Source organism: Hymenobacter sp. BT491 (assembly GCF_014349165.1).
In the GTDB taxonomy this organism is placed as follows: Bacteria; Bacteroidota; Bacteroidia; order Cytophagales; family Hymenobacteraceae; genus Hymenobacter; species Hymenobacter jejuensis.
This window is the reverse complement of the sequence record NZ_JACSJJ010000003.1, coordinates 658,628-679,048: the sequence shown is the minus strand read 5'-3', so window position 1 is coordinate 679,048 and position 20,421 is coordinate 658,628. Positions and strand designations below refer to the sequence as shown.

General features: G+C 51.0%; 22 protein-coding genes and 4 tRNA genes. 20 read left to right on the top strand and 6 right to left on the bottom strand.

The window, feature by feature from the left end; translation table 11 throughout:
• Positions 1 to 89 precede the first annotated feature (89 nt).
• Both H9I52_RS14510 and H9I52_RS14505 read right to left on the bottom strand, forming a co-directional pair.
• Positions 90 to 1,277: a THUMP-like domain-containing protein gene (locus H9I52_RS14510; protein ID WP_187454422.1), complete on the bottom strand. Its 1,188-nt coding sequence runs from the start codon at positions 1,275 to 1,277 to the stop codon at positions 90 to 92.
• A 28-nt stretch (positions 1,278 to 1,305) separates the two neighbouring features.
• Positions 1,306 to 1,854, bottom strand: a complete 549-nt coding sequence (locus tag H9I52_RS14505) for a hypothetical protein (RefSeq protein WP_187454421.1) — start codon at positions 1,852 to 1,854, stop codon at positions 1,306 to 1,308.
• A gap of 310 nt (positions 1,855 to 2,164) precedes the next feature.
• Here H9I52_RS14505 and ahcY point away from each other — a divergent pair, with 310 nt between their 5' ends.
• On the top strand, positions 2,165 to 3,475 hold the full coding sequence (ahcY, locus tag H9I52_RS14500) for an adenosylhomocysteinase (RefSeq protein WP_187454420.1): 1,311 nt from the start codon (positions 2,165 to 2,167) through the stop codon (positions 3,473 to 3,475).
• Between the two features lie 64 nt (positions 3,476 to 3,539).
• Here ahcY and H9I52_RS14495 read toward each other — a convergent pair whose 3' ends face one another.
• A complete protein-coding gene (locus H9I52_RS14495) occupies positions 3,540 to 4,736 on the bottom strand; it encodes a hypothetical protein (protein ID WP_187454419.1) in 1,197 nt (398 codons plus the stop codon).
• 149 nt (positions 4,737 to 4,885) lie between these two features.
• Between H9I52_RS14495 and H9I52_RS14490 the strand changes: the two genes are divergently transcribed.
• From H9I52_RS14490 to nadD, 7 genes are all read left to right on the top strand, one after another.
• Complete coding sequence (locus H9I52_RS14490; protein ID WP_187454418.1) at positions 4,886 to 5,650, top strand: glycosyltransferase family 2 protein; 765 nt, start codon at positions 4,886 to 4,888, stop codon at positions 5,648 to 5,650.
• Complete coding sequence (locus H9I52_RS14485) at positions 5,647 to 6,684, top strand: glycosyltransferase family 9 protein (RefSeq protein ID WP_187454417.1); 1,038 nt, start codon at positions 5,647 to 5,649, stop codon at positions 6,682 to 6,684. The genes H9I52_RS14490 and H9I52_RS14485 overlap by 4 nt, the downstream gene beginning before the upstream one ends.
• Before the next feature lie 84 nt (positions 6,685 to 6,768).
• Complete coding sequence (locus H9I52_RS14480; RefSeq protein WP_187454416.1) at positions 6,769 to 7,998, top strand: O-antigen ligase family protein; 1,230 nt, start codon at positions 6,769 to 6,771, stop codon at positions 7,996 to 7,998.
• 77 nt (positions 7,999 to 8,075) lie between these two features.
• A complete protein-coding gene (locus tag H9I52_RS14475) occupies positions 8,076 to 8,720 on the top strand; it encodes a sigma-70 family RNA polymerase sigma factor (RefSeq protein WP_187454415.1) in 645 nt (214 codons plus the stop codon).
• 28 nt (positions 8,721 to 8,748) lie between these two features.
• On the top strand, positions 8,749 to 9,033 hold the full coding sequence (locus H9I52_RS14470) for a hypothetical protein (RefSeq protein WP_139515882.1): 285 nt from the start codon (positions 8,749 to 8,751) through the stop codon (positions 9,031 to 9,033).
• Positions 9,034 to 9,042: 9 nt separating this feature from the next.
• Positions 9,043 to 9,627 (top strand): guanylate kinase, encoded by a 585-nt coding sequence (gene gmk, locus H9I52_RS14465; RefSeq protein ID WP_139515883.1) that lies wholly within the window; start codon positions 9,043 to 9,045, stop codon positions 9,625 to 9,627.
• 8 nt (positions 9,628 to 9,635) lie between these two features.
• Positions 9,636 to 10,211 carry a nicotinate (nicotinamide) nucleotide adenylyltransferase gene (gene nadD, locus H9I52_RS14460; protein WP_187454804.1) on the top strand — a complete coding sequence of 192 codons (576 nt, stop codon included), beginning with the start codon at positions 9,636 to 9,638 and terminating at the stop codon, positions 10,209 to 10,211.
• A gap of 77 nt (positions 10,212 to 10,288) precedes the next feature.
• Here nadD and frr read toward each other — a convergent pair whose 3' ends face one another.
• From frr to H9I52_RS14445, 3 genes are all read right to left on the bottom strand, one after another.
• On the bottom strand, positions 10,289 to 10,852 hold the full coding sequence (frr, locus tag H9I52_RS14455) for a ribosome recycling factor (protein ID WP_139515884.1): 564 nt from the start codon (positions 10,850 to 10,852) through the stop codon (positions 10,289 to 10,291).
• A 93-nt stretch (positions 10,853 to 10,945) separates the two neighbouring features.
• On the bottom strand, positions 10,946 to 11,731 hold the full coding sequence (pyrH, locus tag H9I52_RS14450; RefSeq protein WP_139515885.1) for a UMP kinase: 786 nt from the start codon (positions 11,729 to 11,731) through the stop codon (positions 10,946 to 10,948).
• 93 nt (positions 11,732 to 11,824) lie between these two features.
• A complete protein-coding gene (locus tag H9I52_RS14445) occupies positions 11,825 to 12,328 on the bottom strand; it encodes a biotin/lipoyl-containing protein (protein ID WP_187454414.1) in 504 nt (167 codons plus the stop codon).
• Positions 12,329 to 12,427: 99 nt separating this feature from the next.
• Between H9I52_RS14445 and H9I52_RS14440 the strand changes: the two genes are divergently transcribed.
• From H9I52_RS14440 to rplL, 12 genes are all read left to right on the top strand, one after another.
• Positions 12,428 to 15,010, top strand: a complete 2,583-nt coding sequence (locus H9I52_RS14440; protein ID WP_187454413.1) for a M1 family metallopeptidase — start codon at positions 12,428 to 12,430, stop codon at positions 15,008 to 15,010.
• 244 nt (positions 15,011 to 15,254) lie between these two features.
• A tRNA-Tyr gene (locus H9I52_RS14435) sits at positions 15,255 to 15,337 on the top strand.
• A gap of 60 nt (positions 15,338 to 15,397) precedes the next feature.
• Positions 15,398 to 15,470 (top strand) — tRNA-Gly (locus H9I52_RS14430).
• An 86-nt stretch (positions 15,471 to 15,556) separates the two neighbouring features.
• A tRNA-Thr gene (locus H9I52_RS14425) sits at positions 15,557 to 15,628 on the top strand.
• Between the two features lie 170 nt (positions 15,629 to 15,798).
• The gene (gene tuf, locus H9I52_RS14420; protein WP_139515888.1) at positions 15,799 to 16,989 is read left to right on the top strand and encodes an elongation factor Tu; all 1,191 of its coding nucleotides are present in this window, start codon (positions 15,799 to 15,801) and stop codon (positions 16,987 to 16,989) included.
• 114 nt (positions 16,990 to 17,103) lie between these two features.
• Positions 17,104 to 17,174, top strand: a tRNA-Trp gene (locus tag H9I52_RS14415).
• Positions 17,175 to 17,225: 51 nt separating this feature from the next.
• Positions 17,226 to 17,420, top strand: a complete 195-nt coding sequence (gene secE, locus H9I52_RS14410; protein ID WP_139515889.1) for a preprotein translocase subunit SecE — start codon at positions 17,226 to 17,228, stop codon at positions 17,418 to 17,420.
• Between the two features lie 12 nt (positions 17,421 to 17,432).
• Positions 17,433 to 17,993 carry a transcription termination/antitermination protein NusG gene (gene nusG / locus H9I52_RS14405; RefSeq protein ID WP_187454412.1) on the top strand — a complete coding sequence of 187 codons (561 nt, stop codon included), beginning with the start codon at positions 17,433 to 17,435 and terminating at the stop codon, positions 17,991 to 17,993.
• 117 nt (positions 17,994 to 18,110) lie between these two features.
• The gene (gene rplK / locus H9I52_RS14400) at positions 18,111 to 18,554 is read left to right on the top strand and encodes a 50S ribosomal protein L11 (protein WP_139515891.1); all 444 of its coding nucleotides are present in this window, start codon (positions 18,111 to 18,113) and stop codon (positions 18,552 to 18,554) included.
• 20 nt (positions 18,555 to 18,574) lie between these two features.
• On the top strand, positions 18,575 to 19,270 hold the full coding sequence (gene rplA, locus H9I52_RS14395) for a 50S ribosomal protein L1 (protein WP_139515892.1): 696 nt from the start codon (positions 18,575 to 18,577) through the stop codon (positions 19,268 to 19,270).
• Positions 19,271 to 19,288: 18 nt separating this feature from the next.
• Complete coding sequence (gene rplJ / locus H9I52_RS14390; RefSeq protein WP_139515893.1) at positions 19,289 to 19,843, top strand: 50S ribosomal protein L10; 555 nt, start codon at positions 19,289 to 19,291, stop codon at positions 19,841 to 19,843.
• Positions 19,844 to 19,908: 65 nt separating this feature from the next.
• Complete coding sequence (gene rplL / locus H9I52_RS14385) at positions 19,909 to 20,289, top strand: 50S ribosomal protein L7/L12 (RefSeq protein ID WP_139515894.1); 381 nt, start codon at positions 19,909 to 19,911, stop codon at positions 20,287 to 20,289.
• The last annotated feature ends 132 nt before the right edge of the window (positions 20,290 to 20,421 follow it).

Genomic DNA, 20,421 nt, shown 5'->3' with positions numbered 1-20,421 from the left:
ATTATAAATAGGTTACGAAAAAGGCCTCTGCGATCAACAGAGGCCTTCAGGCTATTTTACAAAGCCCCGAAACCGGATGGAAGCGTAGCTTAAAGCTTTTCGCAAACCAGCACCATCAGGCGGCCGCGCAGGTCGGTGGTCGCAAAAAGGTACGTTTCGCCGCCTTCCCGAATGCCAGTGCGCTGCCGAAACTCCGCGACCGTATCCGGAAAGTTGCGCGTCGTGACGTGCGCCCGAGCGGCTGGCCCCAAATGCGCTTTTAGGGCGTCGCCATCGTATCGCTCAGTCGCAATAATGCGGAAGATGCGGCCCGGAAAATCAGTTCGCAAAATGTCACTTGTATATAAGTGGCTGTTTTGCTGAAGCTTAAGAAACTCGAATGCTGTGCCAATGCTGCGAAAGCCACCCGCTTTCAGGATGGCCACATTGGGCTCATATAAGTATTGCTGCGGTTCGGCATAGCGAGCAATAGCGCGGGTTTCGCGCGCACGGTTCAGGCGGAACTCCTGTTGGTCGCCATTGCGCAATAGGTTCACAGCAAAGCGCTCAGGATCTACGGCCGGCTCGGGGCCAAGTTCGTAGAGCACCTCTTTGCACTCGTTGTCAACCGCCACTACCCACAAGCGCCGTACGTGTTTTAGCTCCAGAATAGCCTGCTCAATGTCAAGCATCGGCGAGGTCTTGAGCAGGATGCGCTGACTTTTGTGCAGGAGCAAAGGCATTAGGCGCACCACATCGGGCTCACAGTCTTGGAGCTTGTAAATCTTGCGGTCGGCGTTGCTGCGGCGGGCCGGGTCGAGGTATAGCCAATCAAACTTTTCGTCCGAGCTTTTCAGAAAAGCCAGCGCGTCGGCAGCGTGGCAGGTTACATTCTCAATGCCCAGCTGGGCTAAGTTGTACTGCACTACTGCAACCAGTTTGGGGTCGCGCTCAACATAATGAACCTCGGGGACGCGGCTGGCAAAGAAACTCGAATCCACCCCAAACCCTCCGGTTAGGTCAGCCAAGCGCTGTCCATCCACCAAATCAGCTTTGAAAGTTGCCGTGCGGGCCGAGGACGCCTGCTCAACGGACAGTGCCGGTGGAAAGATCAGGTCAGGGTTATCGGCCCAAGCGGGCAGCTTGACGCGTGCCTTTTGCCGGGCCTGAATCTGGCGTACTAACTCGGGTACCGGCAAGCTCGGGTACCGGCGAGCTTGCAGCGCCAGTTGGGCGGGGTCGTCGTGCAGGTGTTCGGCAACGTATTGCCGGGCCGCTGCAGGAAGCGGATATTCCATGAAGTATCCCTACGAGAAAAAGGGAAATTTAGCGCAAACTCCAGCGCAAAGCTAGCTGAGGCTGGCCCGTGGAAGCAGCCCCTAACCCAACACCTGTCGGAGCCAAGCGCTGCAACATAGCCCGGCGTGCCGAGGGCAGATTACCGTTGTGCGCTTGCACGGCCCGCTGCATATGCTGGTTGGTATTGCGGGTAATAAATACGTTCGAAAGCAAGCTTACGGCAGCTATGCCGATGGCGGCTTTCTGGGTATTGTTAAAATATTGCTGCTTGTCGCCAGCCAATACTTGCTGGCCGTACAAGGCCACTGAGCTTACAAACAAAGCACGCTCGCCTAAGTACATCCATTTCTGCCGGCGGTAGTGGTCCAGGTTAGCAATTGCCTCCTGATCATCGGCCAGGTAAGGCCGTAACCGCTGACCGAAAAACCCCGCGTTCTGATAATCAGAGCCAGATCCGGTGGTGAAGAAGAAGTTGTTCTGCACGCCGTTCTGGCCCCGGTCCTGGTCTTCCGGACTCAGCCGAATTACTACAGACTGACGAAGGGGTTGCTGTGCTTGCGCGACAAAAGCTGCCAAAAAAAACAGGCAAATAAGACCAAGAGTGCGTTGAAAACGCAATGCAATAGGAGAGATGAGATCGGGCATAAGTACAAAAGTAACATCCTGCCCGACAGTACAATGCGTACTGTCGAAACAAACTTTACAAGGCCCCTTAACAACGCAACAGAGCTATGCGTTCTCTGTGGCGTTTAAATAGCCTTTAGTGCTTGCTTAAGACGCTCGCTTAAGACAAAATATTGCCCATGAGGGCTTTAGCAGGATATCAGGAAATAATCGCTAACAAATTGGTTACCTTTGCGGTTGAATCGCAAACATTCTGTGTATCATGGTTGAGACGACCTACGTTCCCTACAAAGTAAAAGACATCGCGCTGGCCGAATGGGGCCGCAAAGAAATTCGTTTGGCGGAGGCTGAGATGCCCGGCCTAATGGCTCTGCGTGAAGAGTTTGGCCCTTCGCAGCCACTCAAAGGCGCTCGTATTGCAGGTTGCCTGCACATGACGATTCAAACCGCTGTTCTGATTGAGACGCTCATTGCTTTGGGCGCCGACGTTACGTGGTCATCGTGCAACATCTTCTCGACTCAGGACCACGCCGCTGCGGCCATCGCGGCTGCGGGCATTCCGGTATATGCCTGGAAGGGAATGAACGAGGAAGAGTTTAACTGGTGCATCGAGCAAACGCTGTATTTCGGCGAAGATCGTCAGCCACTGAACATGATTCTGGATGACGGCGGCGACCTGACCAACATGGTGCTGAACCACTTCCCGGAATTGGCCGCTGGCATCAAAGGCATTTCGGAGGAAACTACGACCGGCGTACTGCGCCTGCTCGACCGGGTGAAGAACGGCACGCTGCCTATGCCTGCTTTCAACATCAACGACTCGGTGACGAAGTCGAAGTTTGATAACAAATACGGTTGCAAAGAGTCGGCTGTAGACGCTATCCGTCGTGCTACGGATGTGATGATGGCTGGCAAAATTGCCGTGGTAGCCGGTTACGGTGACGTAGGGAAAGGCACCGCAGCTTCGCTGCGTGGCGCTGGCGCTCGCGTGATTGTGACAGAAATTGACCCTATTTGCGCTCTGCAGGCTGCCATGGACGGTTACGCAGTCAAAAAGATGTCGAATGCTATCAAGGAAGCTGACATTGTAGTAACGGCTACCGGCAACTGCGATATCATCACCGAAGAGCACTTCCGTGCGCTGAAAGACAAAGCCATCGTTTGCAACATCGGCCACTTCGACGATGAAATAGACATGGCTTGGCTCAATGGTAACTACGGCCACACCAAAGATACCGTTAAACCACAGGTAGACCTGTATAACATTGACGGCAAAGAAGTTATCATTTTGGCTGAGGGCCGTTTGGTAAACTTGGGCTGCGCCACTGGCCACCCTTCGTTCGTAATGTCGAACTCGTTCACGAACCAGACGCTAGCGCAGCTAGAGCTGTGGCAGCACGCCGACCAGTACGAAAACAAGGTATACACCTTGCCTAAGCACCTCGACGAAAAGGTTGCGCGTTTGCACCTCGCCAAAATTGGCGTTGAGCTCGACGAGTTGAAGTCGAAGCAGGCCTCTTACATTGGCGTAGACGTGCAAGGCCCATTCAAATCGGATTTGTACCGCTACTAAGCCTGAATAGCACACGTACAAAAAAGCCTTCCTTGACAACAAGGAAGGCTTTTTTGTACGTGTGCTATTCCAAAACCATGAACCAGGGAATATGCAGCTGTCCTGACCCAGCGTGGATCTGTATGGTATCGCTGGGTTGTACTTCGCCATAGTAATCGTGCGAAACCGTTACATCTTCGGCAGTTGAGCGCGGCCCCCACGGGCTGACGTGCAGATAGTAAGTGGTGTGTTTACCAGACGTACGATGCTTGCTTAGCACCTGAGCCTCGTAGCGAGTGCCCTCACCTTCGTCGAAAACGCAGTTGTAAATTGTAGTGGCAGCAAAGCCGTAAAGCGCCGAATAAATGACTATGGAAAACAGCAGGCCTGTGCGCGAATCGTTGTGCCAGATAAACTCGCGGCTACCAGCAAACAAAGCCAAAGAAGCTCCCGCTGCTATAGTTGCTGCCTGGGGCCATAAGGGAGCATAGTCCAAAATCTCAAAGTCCAAAAGGGCGCGTAGCAACAGGGAAGAACTTGGTCCCAGAATCGCAATAGCCAAAGAGGGGTAAGCGCTGTTCCTTTTCTCATCGAGCCGGATCACTCCTTGATGAAGCCAAAGAGCTATCGTCGCTAGCAGTGGCAACACTAGCCCAATTGGTATGGCCCATTTGTAGGGCTGCGGGTACACTAGCAGCCAACCCGCCACCGCGCCGCCAGCTATATTCAAATATTTGGCCGTTCGGAGCGCGTTTGTTAACCTTGCTTCCCGTTCTTCGGGGGTTCTCCCCAGATCGTCGTTTTCTAGAAGCTTGGCCGTATCTTGTTCTTTTTCAAGCACGTCCAAATCAGGATAACGGTTTGAAAGCCAATTTTGTAGCTCCTGATAGTTTTCACTAGTATACCCAATCCTGATTTTTGGATCAGCGAAACTCAGCGGCAGAATGTGTGTATAGTTCTGGTCAATGCGGTACCCTTTGATACGGGCTAGTGACAACTCTTTGCGCCGCAAAATGCCTTCATAAATCAGCTTGTCACTGGTAATAATATGTTTAGCCTTAATGGTTTCGAGCAATCCGTAAACTAGGAAACCCGCAAAACCTAGCATCAGAGCCGACAATCCAATTTGGAACCCTAGCTGCGCGTCGTTTTTGCCCCACATTATGATTGGCACAGCCAGAAACAACAGAATGAGGGGCGGAACAAAAATGTAAATGAAGAGACGCCACCCTTTGGCAGTGCCATACTCTTGCCGGCTTTCCGGCTCTTGAACAGTAAGCATGAATTAGTAAAGTTTAGGAATAGGCAAAAAGCAAATACATGGCTTGAGGAGAATTCTTAAGACAGCATATAGCAGGTGCAGCTTACGCTAAAGTAGCTCGATTGCGGAAGTAGGCAATAAGCTGCACTCAAATTCAGATATTTGCCCGCATGCCCGTTTCCCTGTCGGTCGTCATCATCACCTACAACGAAGAACGCAACATCGGCCGCTGCCTCGACGCGCTCGGTGATGTAGCCGATGAGGTAGTGGTGGTCGACTCCTATTCCAGCGACCAGACCGTGGCCATTTGCCACAGTTACAACGTGCGCGTGGTACAACATGCTTTCGAAGGCTATGTGCAGCAGAAGAACTTCGCCACTGCCCAAGCGCAGCACGACTATGTGCTCCAACTCGACGCCGACGAAGTCCTAACCGAAGAGTTGCGCCGGTCGATCCGGGAGGTGAAGCAGAACTGGCAGGCGGCAGGTTATTCTTTGGCTCGACTTACCAACTATTGTGGTACCTGGGTGCGCCACGGCGGCTGGTACCCCGACCGGAAGCTGCGCCTCTACGATCGCCGTTTGGGCCGATGGGAAGGCCTCCTGTTGCATGAAAAATACCAACTATTTGATAATCAATTAGTTACTAACTTACATGGCGATTTGCTTCATTACTCTTATGATTCGGTGGAGCAGCACGTCAATCAACTAAACCGCTTCACAAGTATCTCGGCAGAAGAATGGGCCTTGCGCGGCAAGCGCCGCGTGACGGTTTTTCACTTGCTACTGAAGCCGCTCTGGAAATTCGGGCACGGGTACATTCTGCGGTTGGGTTTCTTGGATGGGTTTGCGGGGTTCTGCATTGCCAGCATCTCGGCGTGGGGCGTTTTTCTGAAATTTGCCAAACTGCGCACCAAATCGCGGCTCCTTGCATGAATACTTTTCTGGTAAGCCGCACCGATGCCATTGGCGATGTCGTCCTGACGCTCCCAGTTTGCGGAGAGCTTAAGCGACTATTTCCCGGTTGCCGGGTGGTGCTGGTGGGCCGCACCTATACCCAAGCCGTAGCCGAAGCCTGTCCGTGGGTAGATGCGTTTCTGAATTACGATAGCCTTTTGCAACTGTCTGATAAAGAGAAGGTTGCAGCTATAGTTCAACAGCAGGCTACAGCTATCTTGCATGTTTTCCCCAACAAAAAGCTGGCGCAGTTGGCCCAAAAAGCCAAGATTCCGGTGCGCATTGCCACGCGCAATCGCTGGTTTCACTGGCTTACCTGCAACCGATTGGTAAGCCTGAGCCGACGGCATTCGCCCCTGCACGAGGCGCAGCTAAACTTGAAGCTGCTTCAGCCGCTTGGGCTGCCAGCGGAAATGCCTTTGGCACAAGTAGCCGAACTGGTTCGGCTGCAACCAACAGAGCCGCTGGCTCCTCAGTGGCAACAGGTGCTTGCCAATCGTACGGAAAGTCAGCTCAACGTGATTCTGCATCCGCGCTCCAGGGGCAGCGCCCGCGAATGGGGCCTAAACCACTTTGGGGCCTTGGCTAAGCTCTTGTACCAAGCCGGACATCGGGTGTTCGTGACGGGTACCGCAGCTGAAGGCGAGGAGTTGCGCCCGTGGTTAGCGGAGTACGCCGCCGTACTGGCCGGCGACCTTACCGGACTTCTGATGCTGCCGCAGCTTCTGGCTTTTATCCATGCTGCCGATGGGCTGGTAGCTGCTAGCACTGGGCCATTGCACTTGGCGGCTGCCCTCGGCCGCCACGCATTGGGTATTTACCCACCCATGCGCCCGACGCACCCAGGGAGGTGGGCCCCGCTGGGCCCGTATGCCGAATATCTGGTATTCGATCGTCCCGATTGCTCCGATTGCCGTGAGCAGTCCGCCGCGTGCACTTGCATCAAGGCCATTTCGCCTGTGCAAGCACTGGAAAGAATCTTAGCTTGGCAACAACTGCCGGTAGAGCCGTAGGTTATTTTTGAAGTTTTTGGCTATCCTTTGCCATCTATGAGAGCATTCTTGGCAAACCGATGGCAACAGATATACCGGCAAGGGATGCTTTCACAGCAATTGCTGCTGCTTGCCTGCGTGGCAGGTGTAGTAGGACTGCTGGCGTCGCGGGCGTTGGTAGCCCTAAGCCCTGTTATGGGCGTGCTGGCAGTGCTTGCCAATCCGCGTGTGCGCCGCGAGTTGCCCCGGTGGCTACACAATGGTGCTGCCGGCCGAATGGCACTGCTTTATATACTGCTATTAATAAGTGCTTTATACACTGACAATTGGCCTGAATGGCGACATCAGGTCTTTCGGCAGCTGCCTTTTATTGGGGTGCCGCTGGCGTTTTGTTTGGCAGTGCCCTTGACGAACCGGCAACGGTTTGGGGTCGGCTGTAGCTTTGTTTTGGGCGTTGGGATGGTGGCCGCGGCCACTTTGCTAGACTACATCGTGCATCCGCCCACCGACCAGCACTTTTACATGGTGGGCAAAAGTCAGCCCGCGATCACCGGGATTTTCCACATTCACTTCGGGATCATGCTGGTGCTGTCGGCCTTTTTTGGTTTGCTGCTCAGCCGTAGCAAGTATGCCGCGCAGCTACTGCGCTGGCTGCTATGGCTGGCTGCGGCCGTGAGCGTCGTCACGCTGCATATGCTAGCGTATCGCACGGGACTGATGCTGTTTTATATCGCATTGTTTGTCAATGTGTTGCGTATTCTGTTTGCGCGGCAGTTTACCTTGGGTATACTGGCGTTAGGGTTGTTTGTCGCGGTGCCTTTCGCTTCTTATCGCTTCCTGCCGTCGGTGCGCGACCGGGCTATTGCTACGCGCTACGACATCGACCACTTCTACAACGGCGAGGACATCAACAACTTTTCCCTCTCCAAACGCTTGGCCGCGTGGCATACGGCCCGCGCCGTAGCGCGCCAGCACCTGTTGGTGGGTGTGGGACCAGCCGATGCACAAGATGCCATGATGGCGCAGTACCGCCGGCACAGTTACGGCCTATTGCCCCTCAATTGGGTCATGATTCATAATCAGTACTTGCACTACTTGGTAGCGAGCGGATTACCAGGGCTTTTTGTGTGGCTGCTGGTATTGCTTGGGCCGTTGGCGCAACCCACACAGCGGCGTAACCCGTACGTGTACCATTTCTTGCTTATTCTGGGGGCCGGCATGCTTGTCGACTCGTTGCTGGAAATGCAGATTGGCTTCAATCTCTTCGTATTTCTGTACGGGTTTCTCGTAGTAGCCACGGAGCGTTCCGGCTACTCCACCGTAAACCTTCCGTAAGCAACTTGGTATATTCAGTACATTTGTTTAAAGGCTGCGCATTTTTTTTAATCTTCAGCCGAAATATTTAAGCGTCCATGAGCGACTCTCCCGAACGAGTTCCGAAGTTGAGCAAAGAAGAGAAAGACCGGCGGTTCCAAGCCGAACTGATGCCTGTACTGGACTCTTTGTACAACTTTGCCTATCGCCTGACCCTTGACGAGGACGACGCCAACGACCTCGTGCAGGAGACCTATTTGAAAGCCTATCGGTTCTTTGAGTACTTCGAACCGGGAACCAACGCGAAAGCGTGGCTGTTCCGCATCCTGAAAAACTCGTTCATTAACGACTTCCGAAAGAAGAGTAAACAACCCGCCAAGGTCGACTACAGCGAAATTGAAGGGTACTACAATTCGGAGGACGTTGAGTCTGACGCCGACGCGGGTGGCACCTCGTCGGACATGCGGCAGCAATCGGTGCGCGACCTCATCGGCGACGAGGTGGCCAGCGCGCTCAATTCGCTGCCAGTGGATTTTCGCACGGTCATTATCCTCTGCGACCTGGAAGGGTTCACCTATGAGGAAATGGCAAAAGTGCTGGACATCCCTATCGGAACGGTGCGATCACGTTTGCACCGGGCTCGCAATTTCCTGAAGGAAAAATTAGACAAGTACGCTAAATCGATGGGCTACGGCGGCGATACCGACGACGAAGATTCATCAGACGACGATAACGACCAATAAATAACCTCTTACCAACTCGGGCACTGTTATGAAACCTACATCTACTACAACCAACCAGCAGGCGGTCGATACAAACGGCCCCGACTGTGAACGCGTGAATACAATTCTCGATCAAATTATCGTAGGTCAGGACCCAACCTTGGAAGACGAGGAATACTTCGTCAACCATGCCGAGGACTGCTCGCCTTGCTTCGATAGCCTTGATAAGCAGCGGGTTTTCGTTGATTTCATCAATCAACGGATCGGGCGCAAAGGCGCTCCAGAATCGCTGTCTCAAAATATCCTTGCACGAGTTCAGACAGAAATGGCCTAATTTTACCCCATGCAGGGTAAAATTATCGTTTTTTCGGCTCCTTCCGGCGCCGGTAAGACTACTATAGTCCACCGGCTGCTGGAAAGGATTCCAGAGCTAAGTTTTTCAATTTCAGCTTGTACGCGCGACAAGCGCGGCCGCACGGAAGCCAACGGCAAAGACTACTACTTCATTTCCATCGAAGAATTTCAGGAGAAAATTCGCCACGATGAGTTCGTGGAATGGGAAGAGGTATATGCTGGCAACTTCTACGGTACTCTAAAATCTGAGATTGAGCGCATCTGGGAAAGCGGAAAACACGCCATTCTGGACGTTGATGTGAAGGGCGGTCTGAGCATTAAGGAGTTTTACAAGGACCGGGCTTTAGCCGTTTTTGTAAAACCACCTTCCTTGGAAGTACTCGAAAGCCGCCTGCGTGCCCGCGCCACCGACTCCGACGCCAGCATCTCCGGGCGCCTGTACAAGGCCAAGTTCGAGCTGACTTTTGAGGACCGGTTCGATACCATTCTCGTCAACGACGATCTGGACCACGCCACCGCGCAGGCTGAAAAGCTGGTACGCGACTTTATTACCGGCGAATCGGCGATTCTGTGAGTGCTGGTCTGAAAGTGGGGCTGTTGTTCGGCTCATTCAATCCTATTCATACCGGCCATCTCATACTGGCCAATTTTATGGCCACGCACACCGATTTGGATGCGGTATGGCTGGTTGTTTCCCCGCAAAGTCCGTTTAAGATCGGGCAGGAGATGTTGCCTGAGGAAGAGCGTCTGGCACTGGTGCAGTTGGCCATTAGTGGCAATAACAGGCTAGAAGCTCTGGACATCGAGTTTCGGATGCCTAAACCCAGCTACACCATCGATACGCTTGACGCGTTGCGTCGCCGTTATCCCGAACACCAGTTTGTGTTGTTGATGGGTGAGGACAACCTGCCTGGCCTGACACGCTGGAAAGAAGCCGGACGTATTTTGGCCGACTACGCAGTATATGTGTACCCGCGGCCAGGTGTGGACATTACCACCGTCGAAACCCGGGCTAACACATGGGTGGTCGATGCCCCGCTGCTTGATATTTCTGCCACTTTCATTCGGGAATGTGTGCAAAAAGGTAAATCTATCCGCTATTTAGTGCCCGACGCAGTAGAAGCGCGTATTCTAAGCCAAGGTTATTGGCGTACATAATATCGTTACAAATCAAAAGCCCTTCCAAGTTTAACTTGGAAGGGCTTTTGATTTGTATATAAACTATTGATTATCAATCAGATAGTCATGATTTCGCTTTCTTTCTTGCTCATCAGATCGTCGATCTTGCTGATGTAGCTGTCCGTAGCTTTTTGCACCTTGGCTTCGGCGTCTTTTACGGCGTCTTCGGCGGCGCCTTCTTTCAGAAGCTTGCGCAACGCATCGTTGACGTCTTTGCGAATGCCACGGATGCGGACTTTACCGCTTTCCGACTCGTTTTTGACTTGCTTTACTAGATCGCGCCGGCGCTCCTCGGTCATGGGCGGAATATTCAGGCGTACACCTTCAGCGTCGGACTGTGGGTTTAGGCCCAAGTCACTGTTCTTGATGGCCTTAACTACTTCCGCAATGATGTTCTTCTCCCAAGGCTTGATGAACAGCGTGCGGGCGTCGGGAGTCGAAACGTTCGCTACTTGGCTGATAGGAGTAGGAGTGCCATAATAGTCTACCCGAAGGGAGTCGAGCATCGCCGGGGAAGCTTTGCCTGCCCGGATGCGGCTCAGTTCTAAGCTAGTGTGTTGCAGGGATTTACCCATCGACTCTTCGGCTTCGCTCAGGTAAAACTGGATTTCTTCGTCCATTTTTGAAAGGTTGAATTATAAAAGCAAATGTTGACAGGAGTGTATCAGTCTGGTAATCAGGGTATTGATATTAACTGACTTGCAGCCAAGAGGTTAGGCTTGCTCTGGTGCAGGCGTTACGGCTGGGGTTAAGCCGCCGTGTTTAGGGTCGAGCGAGTGCGAGGCAGTGCCATTCATGGTAACCAGAGTACCTACCGTTTCGCCATCGATCAGGCGCTGCAGGTTGCCCGTCTTATTCATGTCGAACACAATAATGGGCAAATTATTCTCTTTGCACAGCGTAAATGCCGTCATATCCATCACGTTGAGGTTTTTCTCCATCACCTCATCGAATGTGATCTGTGGGTAACGCACTGCCGAAGGATCCTTCTCCGGATCGGCGGTATAAATGCCATCGACCCGAGTGCCCTTCAGCACCACATCAGCCTCGATCTCAATAGCCCGTAGCGAAGCAGCCGAGTCGGTAGTGAAATAAGGCGACCCGATGCCGGCGCCGAAAATCACTACGCGGCCCTTTTCCAAGTGCCGTAGCGCGCGCCGCCGAATGTAAGGCTCGCAGACACGCTGAATGGTGACGCCCGAAAGCAGCCGCGTCTGAACGCCTAGCTTTTCAAGAGCGCTTTGTAAGGCCATCGAGTTGATAACGGTGGCCAGCATACCCATATAATCGCCTTGCACCCGGTCAAGGCCAAAGGCTTCTGCCTGTACGCCACGGAATATGTTGCCGCCGCCGATCACAACGGCGATCTGTGTGCCAGTAGCCGCTACGGCCTTGATTTCTTCGGCATATTGCATGAGCCGAACGGCATCGATGCCGTATTGCTGTTGGCCCATTAAGGCTTCGCCACTCAGTTTCAGCAGGATTCGGGTGTACTTCAAAACAAAGTTGGTTTAGGCGTGAAACACTTACGAAACAGACTTATTTGTAAGTGATTGATTATTAAATACTTATAAAGTATCTCAGGTGATAAGCTAGCTGAACTGCACCAGCACTTGGCCTTTGTTGACGTTGTCGCGGAGACCGACCTTAATAGAGGTTACTACGCCGTCGCTGGGAGCCTTCAGGATATTCTCCATTTTCATTGCCTCCAGCACCAGCAACGGGTCACCCTTCTGTACTTCTTGTCCGGCTTGTACGCGAATGTCTACGATCAGGCCCGGCATTGGAGCTTTCAACTCATTGACTTTGTGCGCCGTTGCGTTGCTCATGCCTAGTTTGTCCAGCAGCAAATCGAAGCGATCTTTCGCCTCAATTTCCACCACGCGGCCATTGAGTTTTAGCGATAGGGTTTTCGCTGCGTAGTCGGCACTGATTAGCTCAGCAGAATACGACCGCCCCTCATAAAGAATGTGGTAGTGCCCGTCGGCCACGGCAACTATATCCCAAGCAAAAGGTTGCCCATTAACGGTAATTGGGGCCTTGGCATTGTATTCTACTTCCCACGTTTGATCGGGGCCGGTGCGAACTTGTAGCATGTAAAAGGAAGGCGGGGTGGGGCGGAAAAGGGCTTAAAGATAGCCCAAATCTGAAATAATTTCGGAACTTGAGGCCACTTTCCCTTATTGTTCTCTCGCATGAAATATTCGGTCCTCGGCATTCTTAGCCTGGTCCTTACGTGTCATTTAGCGGCTCCCGCCCAAGCCGTTAAGTCCGGAAAAAAAACGCCAGATAAGCCCACTCATAAGAAAACGCTTACTGCCACTCCTCCGGTTTCTGAGCCTGCCACCGCGTCCGTCATAGTGCCTTCGTGGCTGCCGCCTACCGCGCCAACACAGCCCAGCGCAACTATTGTAACTGATTTGCTGGATACCAAGCTCGACGTTCGCTTCGACTGGGCTAAGCAGTGGCTTTTCGGGACGGCTACTATCACGGCTCGCCCGCATTTCTACCCACAGAATCAGTTGGTGCTGGATGCCCGGGGCTTTGACGTGAAAAGCGTTCGTGTCCTGACCGGCAACAAAGAAAAAAACCTGACTTACACTTACGACAAGCGCAAGCTGTCCATTACGCTCGATCGGCAGTACACCCGTACTGAGCCGTACCAAGTGCGCATTACCTACGTAGCCAAGCCAAATGAGCTTCAGACAAGCGGAAGCGCGGCCATCACGTCTGATAAGGGTCTGTATTTCATTAATCCGCTGGGAACGGATAAGAAAAAACCCAAGCAACTCTGGACGCAAGGCGAGACTGAAGCTAACGCCGCTTGGTTTCCGACTATTGACAAGCCCAATCAGCGCATGACGCAGGAGATTGCCATGACGGTCGATGCGCAATTCAAAACGCTGTCAAACGGCTTGCTGATCTCCTCCAAAAAGAACTCCGACGGTACGCGTACCGATATCTGGAAACAAACGCTGCCGGCCGCACCCTACCTGACCATGATGGCAGTAGGAGATTTTGCCGTGATCAGCGACACGTGGCGTGGCAAACCCGTGGAGTATTATGTGTCACCCAGGTTTCAAAGTACTGCCAAAGAGGTTTTTGGTCGTACGCCGGAAATGATGGAGTTTTTCTCCAAGAAACTGGGAGTTGATTTTCCGTGGGAGAAGTATGCTCAAGTGGCCGTCTACGATTTCGTGTCAGGTGCCATGGAGAACACAACGGCGGTTACGATCAGGCAGGAGGAAACTCAGCTGGATCGGCGCCAACTCTTGGACCGGAACGCCGATGATGTGATTGCGCACGAGCTGTTTCACCATTGGTTCGGCGATTATGTAACCAGCGAATCGTGGTCGAACCTGCCTCTTAACGAAGCTTTCGCCGACTATTCCGAATACTTATGGGCGGAACACAAGTACGGCCCAGATGCTGCAGCTTTCATTCAGCAGCAAAAGCTAGGGCAGTATCTCGATGAGGCACAAAGCAAGCGGGAGCCACTTGTGCGCTACCAGTACACCGACCGTGAGGACATGTTCGACGCGCATTCCTACCAGAAGGGTGGCCGCGTCCTGCACATGTTGCGCAAATACGTCGGCGACGAGGCATTCTTCACTGCCCTGAACCGTTACCTAACCCAAAACAAATTTTCGGCTGGAGAAATTGCCGAACTCCGCATGGCCTTTGAGGATGTGACGGGGGAGGATCTGATGTGGTTCTTCGATCAGTGGTTTCTGAAACGAGGGCATCCAGAGTTGCGCATCACGCATTCGTACACCAACGGCCAAGTGGCCTTGCGAGTGAAGCAAATACAAGACTCTACCTTTTCGCCGATCTACCGTCTGCCAATTACGGTTACCATGTGGGTTAACAATCAGCCCACCGAACACCGAATACTGGTCACGAAAGCAGACCAGACTTTTTCTATTGCTGCAACTCAACGCCCCAACTTGGTGAAGTTTGATGCAGAGGCGCAATTGTTAGCCGAGGTTGAAGAAGAACGTACTCAGGAGGAACTGCTTTATCAATATTACCATGCCCGTAACTACCTGCAGAAGTATGAGGCTATTAATCTGTTACACAACAAGATAGCGGATTTGGCTGTCAGCAGTATGATGCGTAATGCGTTGGCGGACGAGTTCTGGGGAGTGCGCCAAGCTGCCCTTCAGTCTCTGCGCAGGTATAAAGGCCCGGAAGGCAATGCCGTTCGGAAAGACATCCAGCGCTTGGCTGTTGAAGACAAAAAGAGCCAAGTCCGGGCTACTGCTTTAACTACTCTCTCTTCGTTTCAAAACGAAGACTTTGGCAGTGCATACACTGCAGCCTTAAACGACAGCTCTTATTTAGTTCTCGGCTCAGCTATCGATGCACTTGCAAAAGCGCCAACGGTCGCTTCAAGAGAGCGGATAAGTGCGTTACAAACGACTAGTAATCCCACCCTTTTAGTAGCACTATCAAATTATTACAGCCTGAATGGTACTGCGGATCAATATGATTGGTTTATCCGGCGTGTGAATGACGTAAGTGAGGATGATCTATACACATACCTGCAAAACTTTGGCACCTTAATGTTACGAATGCCTCCTATCGAGCGCGAGAAAGGAATTCAGCGGCTCGAAACACTAGCCCGTACCCATCCGCGTTACGAGGCACGGCTTGGTGCTTACAAAGGTCTTAGCTTGCTAACTGCGAGCACTCCAACTCTGAAAGCCACGTTGCAAGACATCAAAGCGAAGGAAAAAGACCAACGATTGACTTCAATCTATAGCCTTCTACAATAAGTGGGCTGTTAAATGTCTTTTTTATAAACAAATACTTGGTAGGGTTTAATAGCAAAGCTGCTGATTAAGAGGCTTTAACCTGTTGTGAGGCTGTGAAGAGCCAAAAAATGTTAGAACCTTTTTGATTGTGAGCTTGACTTGCATTAGAAACCCCTTAATTTTGCAACTCCTTTCGCCACCCACCCACTTATTTGGGGACAGTGATTAAAGGAAATTCTTTTGGCAAACGGCCAAAAAACAAAGCGGGGGGGTTCCAGAGCGGCCAAATGGGACAGACTGTAACTCTGTTAGCGTAAGCTTTCGAAGGTTCGAATCCTTCTCCCCCCACAAGCATTCTTAATTTCGTAACTCATTGATAATCAATGGTTTACGAAATTAAGAATAAATGCGGGAGTAGCTCAGTTGGTAGAGCGACAGCCTTCCAAGCTGTAGGTCGCGAGTTCGAACCTCGTCTCCCGCTCAAAGCGAGATATTTTGCACAATGGTCACGAACTAAACTTGTTTTAGTTGGTGTTCAGTGCTCACTTGACTTGAGACCCAAAATCAGCCGTTGTAGCTCAGGGGTAGAGCACTTCCTTGGTAAGGAAGAGGTCATGGGTTCAAATCCCATCAATGGCTCTGAATTACGAGTACCGACGGGGCAGCGCGACTGCACCGTTTGGATCTGTCAGTCAGGTAAAGCGACGTGCAGTTTCCCCACTTAGCGGAGCTGCGTTTCGCTTTCTTGCAGTATAGCCGAGTCGCGTTTTTCCCCTCTTCACCACAAAATTCCTCTTAATCTCTTTACAATGGCTAAAGAAAATTTTGATCGTTCCAAACCGCACGTGAACATCGGTACGATCGGGCACGTCGACCACGGCAAAACCACCCTGACCGCTGCTATCACCACGGTACTGGCGAACAAAGGTTTGGCCGCTAAGCGTGACTTCTCTTCGATCGACAATGCTCCCGAAGAAAAAGAGCGTGGTATCACCATCAATACCGCTCACGTAGAATATGCTACGGAAAAGCGTCACTATGCTCACGTTGACTGCCCCGGTCACGCTGACTACGTGAAGAACATGGTAACAGGTGCTGCCCAGATGGACGGCGCTATCCTTGTTGTAGCTGCTACTGACGGTCCAATGCCACAAACGCGTGAGCATATCCTCCTAGCTCGTCAGGTAGGTGTTCCTCAGTTAGTCGTGTTCATGAACAAAGTGGACATGGTAGATGACCCTGAGTTGCTCGAACTCGTTGAGATGGAAATCCGCGAGCTGCTCTCTTTTTATGACTTTGACGGCGATAACATTCCCGTTATTCAAGGCTCTGCTTTGGGTGGCCTGAATGGTGACGCTAAATGGGTTCCAAAGATTGAGGAGTTGATGGATGCTGTTGACAGCTACATTCCAATTCCTGCTCGTCTGACTGACCTTCCTTTCTTGATGCCTGTTGAGGACGTGTTCTCAATTACCGGTCGTGGTACAGTTGCCACTGGTCGTATTGAGCGCGGTGTAATCAACTCGGGCGAAGCTGTTGACATCCTAGGCATGGGCGCCAAGCAAGGCCTCAAGTCGGTTGTTACCGGTGTGGAAATGTTCCGTAAGATTCTTGACCGTGGCGAAGCTGGCGACAACGTAGGTTTGCTGCTCCGTGGTATTGAAAAAGATGATATCCGTCGTGGCATGGTTATCTGCAAGCCAGGTTCGGTAACTCCTCACCAGAAGTTCAAGGCTGAGGTGTACGTGTTGTCGAAAGAAGAAGGCGGCCGTCACACGCCATTCTTTAACAACTATCGCCCTCAGTTTTATCTGCGTACCACTGACGTAACTGGTATCATCACTTTGCCAGAAGGTGTAGAAATGGTAATGCCAGGTGACAACATTACCATCCAAGTTGAACTGATCAACAAGGTGGCAATGGAGAAAGGTCTCCGTTTCGCTATTCGCGAAGGTGGCCGTACAGTAGGTGCTGGTCAGGTAACTGAAATCCTCGATTAGTCTAACTATCAGAACTATCCGCCTCCGAATTTTCGGGGGCGGATTTGTTTTGTTTAGACTTTACCTTACATTTGCACTCCCAATTGAGGCTAAGTCTCGATGAGTGCATTTTTTACGGGCGTAGTTCAAGGGTAGAATAGAGGTCTCCAAAACCTTTGATGGGAGTTCGAATCTCTCCGCCCGTGCAAGAAATGACCTTTAAGGTCGAAGCAGTAATAGCCTAAACGGCGCCAGACATGAGTAAGCTAACGAATTATTTCCGCGAAACGACTGAGGAGATGCGTTACAAAGTAACGTGGCCTTCCTTCGAAGAACTGCAGAAAAGTGCCGGTTTGGTACTTATTGGCTCTCTTGTATTCGCTGCAGTAGTTGGTTTGATGGATATCATTTTCAAAACTGGCTTAGAGGCATTTTACAACTCATTCCGTTAACCAGCATCTAAGATGGGAGAGTTGAAGTGGTATGTTGTCCGCTCAGTTAGTGGACAAGAAAAGAAGGCCAAACAGTATCTCGAAACTGAGATTGGACGTCATGGCCTTTCGGAGTTAGTACCTCAGGTACTGATTCCAGCCGAGAAAGTATATGAAATGCGTAACGGCAAAAAGCGCGTACGCGAACGTAATTTCTTTCCTGGTTACATTTTAATACACGCCGACCTTTCTCACGGTGAAGTAGACCATATCATCACCAGTACTCCAGGTGTAATAGGTTTCTTGAGCGACAAGGAAGGGAAGACTACTAATACTAAGCCTGTACCTCTTCGTTTATCGGAGGTTAACCGCATTCTCGGTATAGTTGATGAGACTGAGGAAGAGGCTGCATCATTGGAGACTCCTTTTGTAGTAGGAGAATTAGTGAAAGTAGTTGACGGTGCCTTTAGCGGTTTTTCTGGTAACGTAAGCGAAGTGTTCGAAGAACGCAAGAAGCTTAATGTTATCGTTAAGATTTTCGGCCGTAGCACTCCAATGGAGTTAAGCTACACCCAAGTTGAAAAAGAGTCTTAAAATAAATCTTACGTCGCTGACTATTCGCTCCAAGTCAGCGGTGCTTCCACAAAGGAGCAACTTTCAAAACTGAGGGCACTGGTGTTACGACCTGTTGGCCTGAAGCCTTTTAAACCAATGGCCAAAGAAATTAGAGGTTATCTGAGACTTCAGATAAAGGGAGGCGCTGCGAATCCTTCGCCGCCGGTTGGACCTGCACTTGGTAGCAAAGGCCTAAATATCATGGAGTTCTGCAAGCAGTTCAATGCTCGCACCCAAGATAAGGCTGGCCAAGTATGTCCTGTGTTGATCACTATGTATACTGACAAGTCTTTTGACTTTGTGGTAAAAACTCCACCTGCACCGGTTATGCTACTGGAAGCTGCTAAGCTTCAGAGTGGTTCGAAAGAGCCTAACCGTAACAAAGTAGGTTCTGTTACATGGGATCAAGTTCGCCAGATTGCCGAAACCAAAATGCCTGATCTCAATGCTTTCAAAGTTGAATCAGCTATGAAATTGGTAGCTGGTACGGCCCGTAGCATGGGTATCACCATCTCGGGAACTTCTCCCTTTGCTGAATAACTAGAAAGGAGAAGCAAATCATGGCAAAAGTTAGCAAAAAGCGCAAGGAAGCCCTTGCCAAACACGACCTAACACAAATTCGTAGCTTAGTTGAGGCAGCTAAAGTAGTGAAGGATATTACCTACACTAAGTTTGATGCTTCGGTTGATATCGACGTGCGTTTAGGTGTAGATCCTCGTAAAGCTGACCAGATGGTTCGTGGCGTTGCTACGCTCCCTCATGGTACTGGCAAAACCGTTCGTGTATTAGCCCTGGTGACTCCTGACAAGGAAGCTGAGGCTACAGCTGCCGGTGCTGACTACGTAGGACTTGATGACTATATCTCCAAAATCGAGAAGGGTTGGACCGACATTGACGTAATTATCACTATGCCGTCGGTGATGGCAAAAGTTGGTCGTCTAGGTCGCGTACTTGGTCCTCGTGGTTTAATGCCAAACCCAAAATCGGGTACGGTTACAACTGATGTAGCTAAAGCTGTACAAGAAGTAAAAGCTGGTAAGATTGACTTCAAAGTTGATAAGACCGGCATCATTCATTGCAGCGTAGGTAAAGTCTCCTTTGATGATCAAAAGATTGCTGAAAATGCTATAGAGGTCATCCAAACGTTAACTCGTTTGAAGCCTTCTTCGGCAAAAGGCACTTATATCAGAAGCATCACGTTGTCGAGCACGATGAGCCCGGCCGTTCCGGTTGACACGACGGTAACTTCCGCTTAATAACAACTGACGACGCATATGACCCGGGAAGAAAAACAAGCCCTTGTCGACGAGCTGAGCGAGAAGTTTCAATCGCACAATTCGTTCTACATCACTGATGCTTCGGTGATGTCAGTGGCTAAAATCAATGAATTTCGTCGCCTGTGTTTCAACCGCGGCATGGAATTCAAAGTGTACAAGAACACTCTGATTCGCAAAGCACTTGACACTCTTACCAGCGATACCACTGAGATGGACGCTGCATTGAAAGGTCAATCGGGCGTTTTGTTTTCAAAAGAATCAGGTTCGGCACCAGCAAAACTTTTACAGGATTTCTATAAGCAACAAGCTTATGGCAAAGGTGTAGAGCCCAAGCCAGTCCTGAAAGGTGCTTATGTAGATGCTAGCATCTACATTGGTTCTAACCAGCTAACAACTCTTAGCACTATCAAAGGCAAGCAAGAACTCATCGGCGAAATCGTCGGCTTGCTACAATCACCTGCTAAGAATGTTATTTCGGCTCTTTCGAGTGGAGGCAGCAAATTGGCTGGTATTCTCAAAACTCTTTCGGAAAAAGAAGAGGCTGCAGGCTAACCGCTGCTCATCTTTTCCATCTTCAATTCAACTCAACAACCCTCTTTTTTTAACAATCTACAGAAATGGCAGATTTGAAAGCATTCGCTGAGCAGCTCGTTAGCCTGACGGTGAAAGAAGTAAACGAACTGGCCGCTATCCTGAAGGACGAGTACGGCATTGAGCCCGCTGCTGCTGCCCCAGTAATGGTAGCTGGTGGTGGCGCTGGTGCTGCTGCTGAAGCTCCTGAGGAGAAGACCTCATTTGACGTAATCCTGAAAGCTGCTGGCGGCCAGAAATTGGCAGTTGTAAAGCTGGTTAAAGACCTAACCGGTCTGGGCTTGAAAGAAGCAAAAGAGCTGGTTGACGGTGCTCCTAAGCCCCTGAAAGAAGGCGTTGCTAAAGACGAAGCCGACTCGCTGAAGAAGCAACTGGAAGAAGCTGGCGCTGAAGTAGAGGTTAAATAACTCTGCGGCCCCGTTTTTTCTCCCGCAAATAAGGATAGGCCTGGCAACTAAGCCAGGTCTTTTCCTGTTTGTAGGCAATAAACTTTACTGAAGTTCGATTACATGCCGCTTTGCGGCTTTTTGTGCCTAAAC

Bases quoted from the DNA above. Each gene is read 5' to 3' on its own strand.
- H9I52_RS14510 (WP_187454422.1), bottom strand. From the start codon at position 1,277: ATGGAATATCCGCTTCCTGCAGCGGCCCGGCAATACGTTGCCGAACAC.
- nusG (WP_187454412.1), top strand. From the start codon at position 17,433: ATGGGAGAGTTGAAGTGGTATGTTGTCCGCTCAGTTAGTGGACAAGAA.
- rplL (WP_139515894.1), top strand. From the start codon at position 19,909: ATGGCAGATTTGAAAGCATTCGCTGAGCAGCTCGTTAGCCTGACGGTG.
- H9I52_RS14445 (WP_187454414.1), bottom strand. From the start codon at position 12,328: ATGCTACAAGTTCGCACCGGCCCCGATCAAACGTGGGAAGTAGAATAC.
- gmk (WP_139515883.1), top strand. From the start codon at position 9,043: ATGCAGGGTAAAATTATCGTTTTTTCGGCTCCTTCCGGCGCCGGTAAG.
- H9I52_RS14495 (WP_187454419.1), bottom strand. From the start codon at position 4,736: ATGCTTACTGTTCAAGAGCCGGAAAGCCGGCAAGAGTATGGCACTGCC.
- H9I52_RS14440 (WP_187454413.1), top strand. From the start codon at position 12,428: ATGAAATATTCGGTCCTCGGCATTCTTAGCCTGGTCCTTACGTGTCAT.
- H9I52_RS14480 (WP_187454416.1), top strand. From the start codon at position 6,769: ATGCTTTCACAGCAATTGCTGCTGCTTGCCTGCGTGGCAGGTGTAGTA.
- H9I52_RS14490 (WP_187454418.1), top strand. From the start codon at position 4,886: ATGCCCGTTTCCCTGTCGGTCGTCATCATCACCTACAACGAAGAACGC.
- secE (WP_139515889.1), top strand. From the start codon at position 17,226: ATGAGTAAGCTAACGAATTATTTCCGCGAAACGACTGAGGAGATGCGT.
- frr (WP_139515884.1), bottom strand. From the start codon at position 10,852: ATGGACGAAGAAATCCAGTTTTACCTGAGCGAAGCCGAAGAGTCGATG.
- rplK (WP_139515891.1), top strand. From the start codon at position 18,111: ATGGCCAAAGAAATTAGAGGTTATCTGAGACTTCAGATAAAGGGAGGC.
- ahcY (WP_187454420.1), top strand. From the start codon at position 2,165: ATGGTTGAGACGACCTACGTTCCCTACAAAGTAAAAGACATCGCGCTG.
- rplJ (WP_139515893.1), top strand. From the start codon at position 19,289: ATGACCCGGGAAGAAAAACAAGCCCTTGTCGACGAGCTGAGCGAGAAG.
- H9I52_RS14470 (WP_139515882.1), top strand. From the start codon at position 8,749: ATGAAACCTACATCTACTACAACCAACCAGCAGGCGGTCGATACAAAC.
- H9I52_RS14485 (WP_187454417.1), top strand. From the start codon at position 5,647: ATGAATACTTTTCTGGTAAGCCGCACCGATGCCATTGGCGATGTCGTC.
- rplA (WP_139515892.1), top strand. From the start codon at position 18,575: ATGGCAAAAGTTAGCAAAAAGCGCAAGGAAGCCCTTGCCAAACACGAC.
- tuf (WP_139515888.1), top strand. From the start codon at position 15,799: ATGGCTAAAGAAAATTTTGATCGTTCCAAACCGCACGTGAACATCGGT.
- H9I52_RS14475 (WP_187454415.1), top strand. From the start codon at position 8,076: ATGAGCGACTCTCCCGAACGAGTTCCGAAGTTGAGCAAAGAAGAGAAA.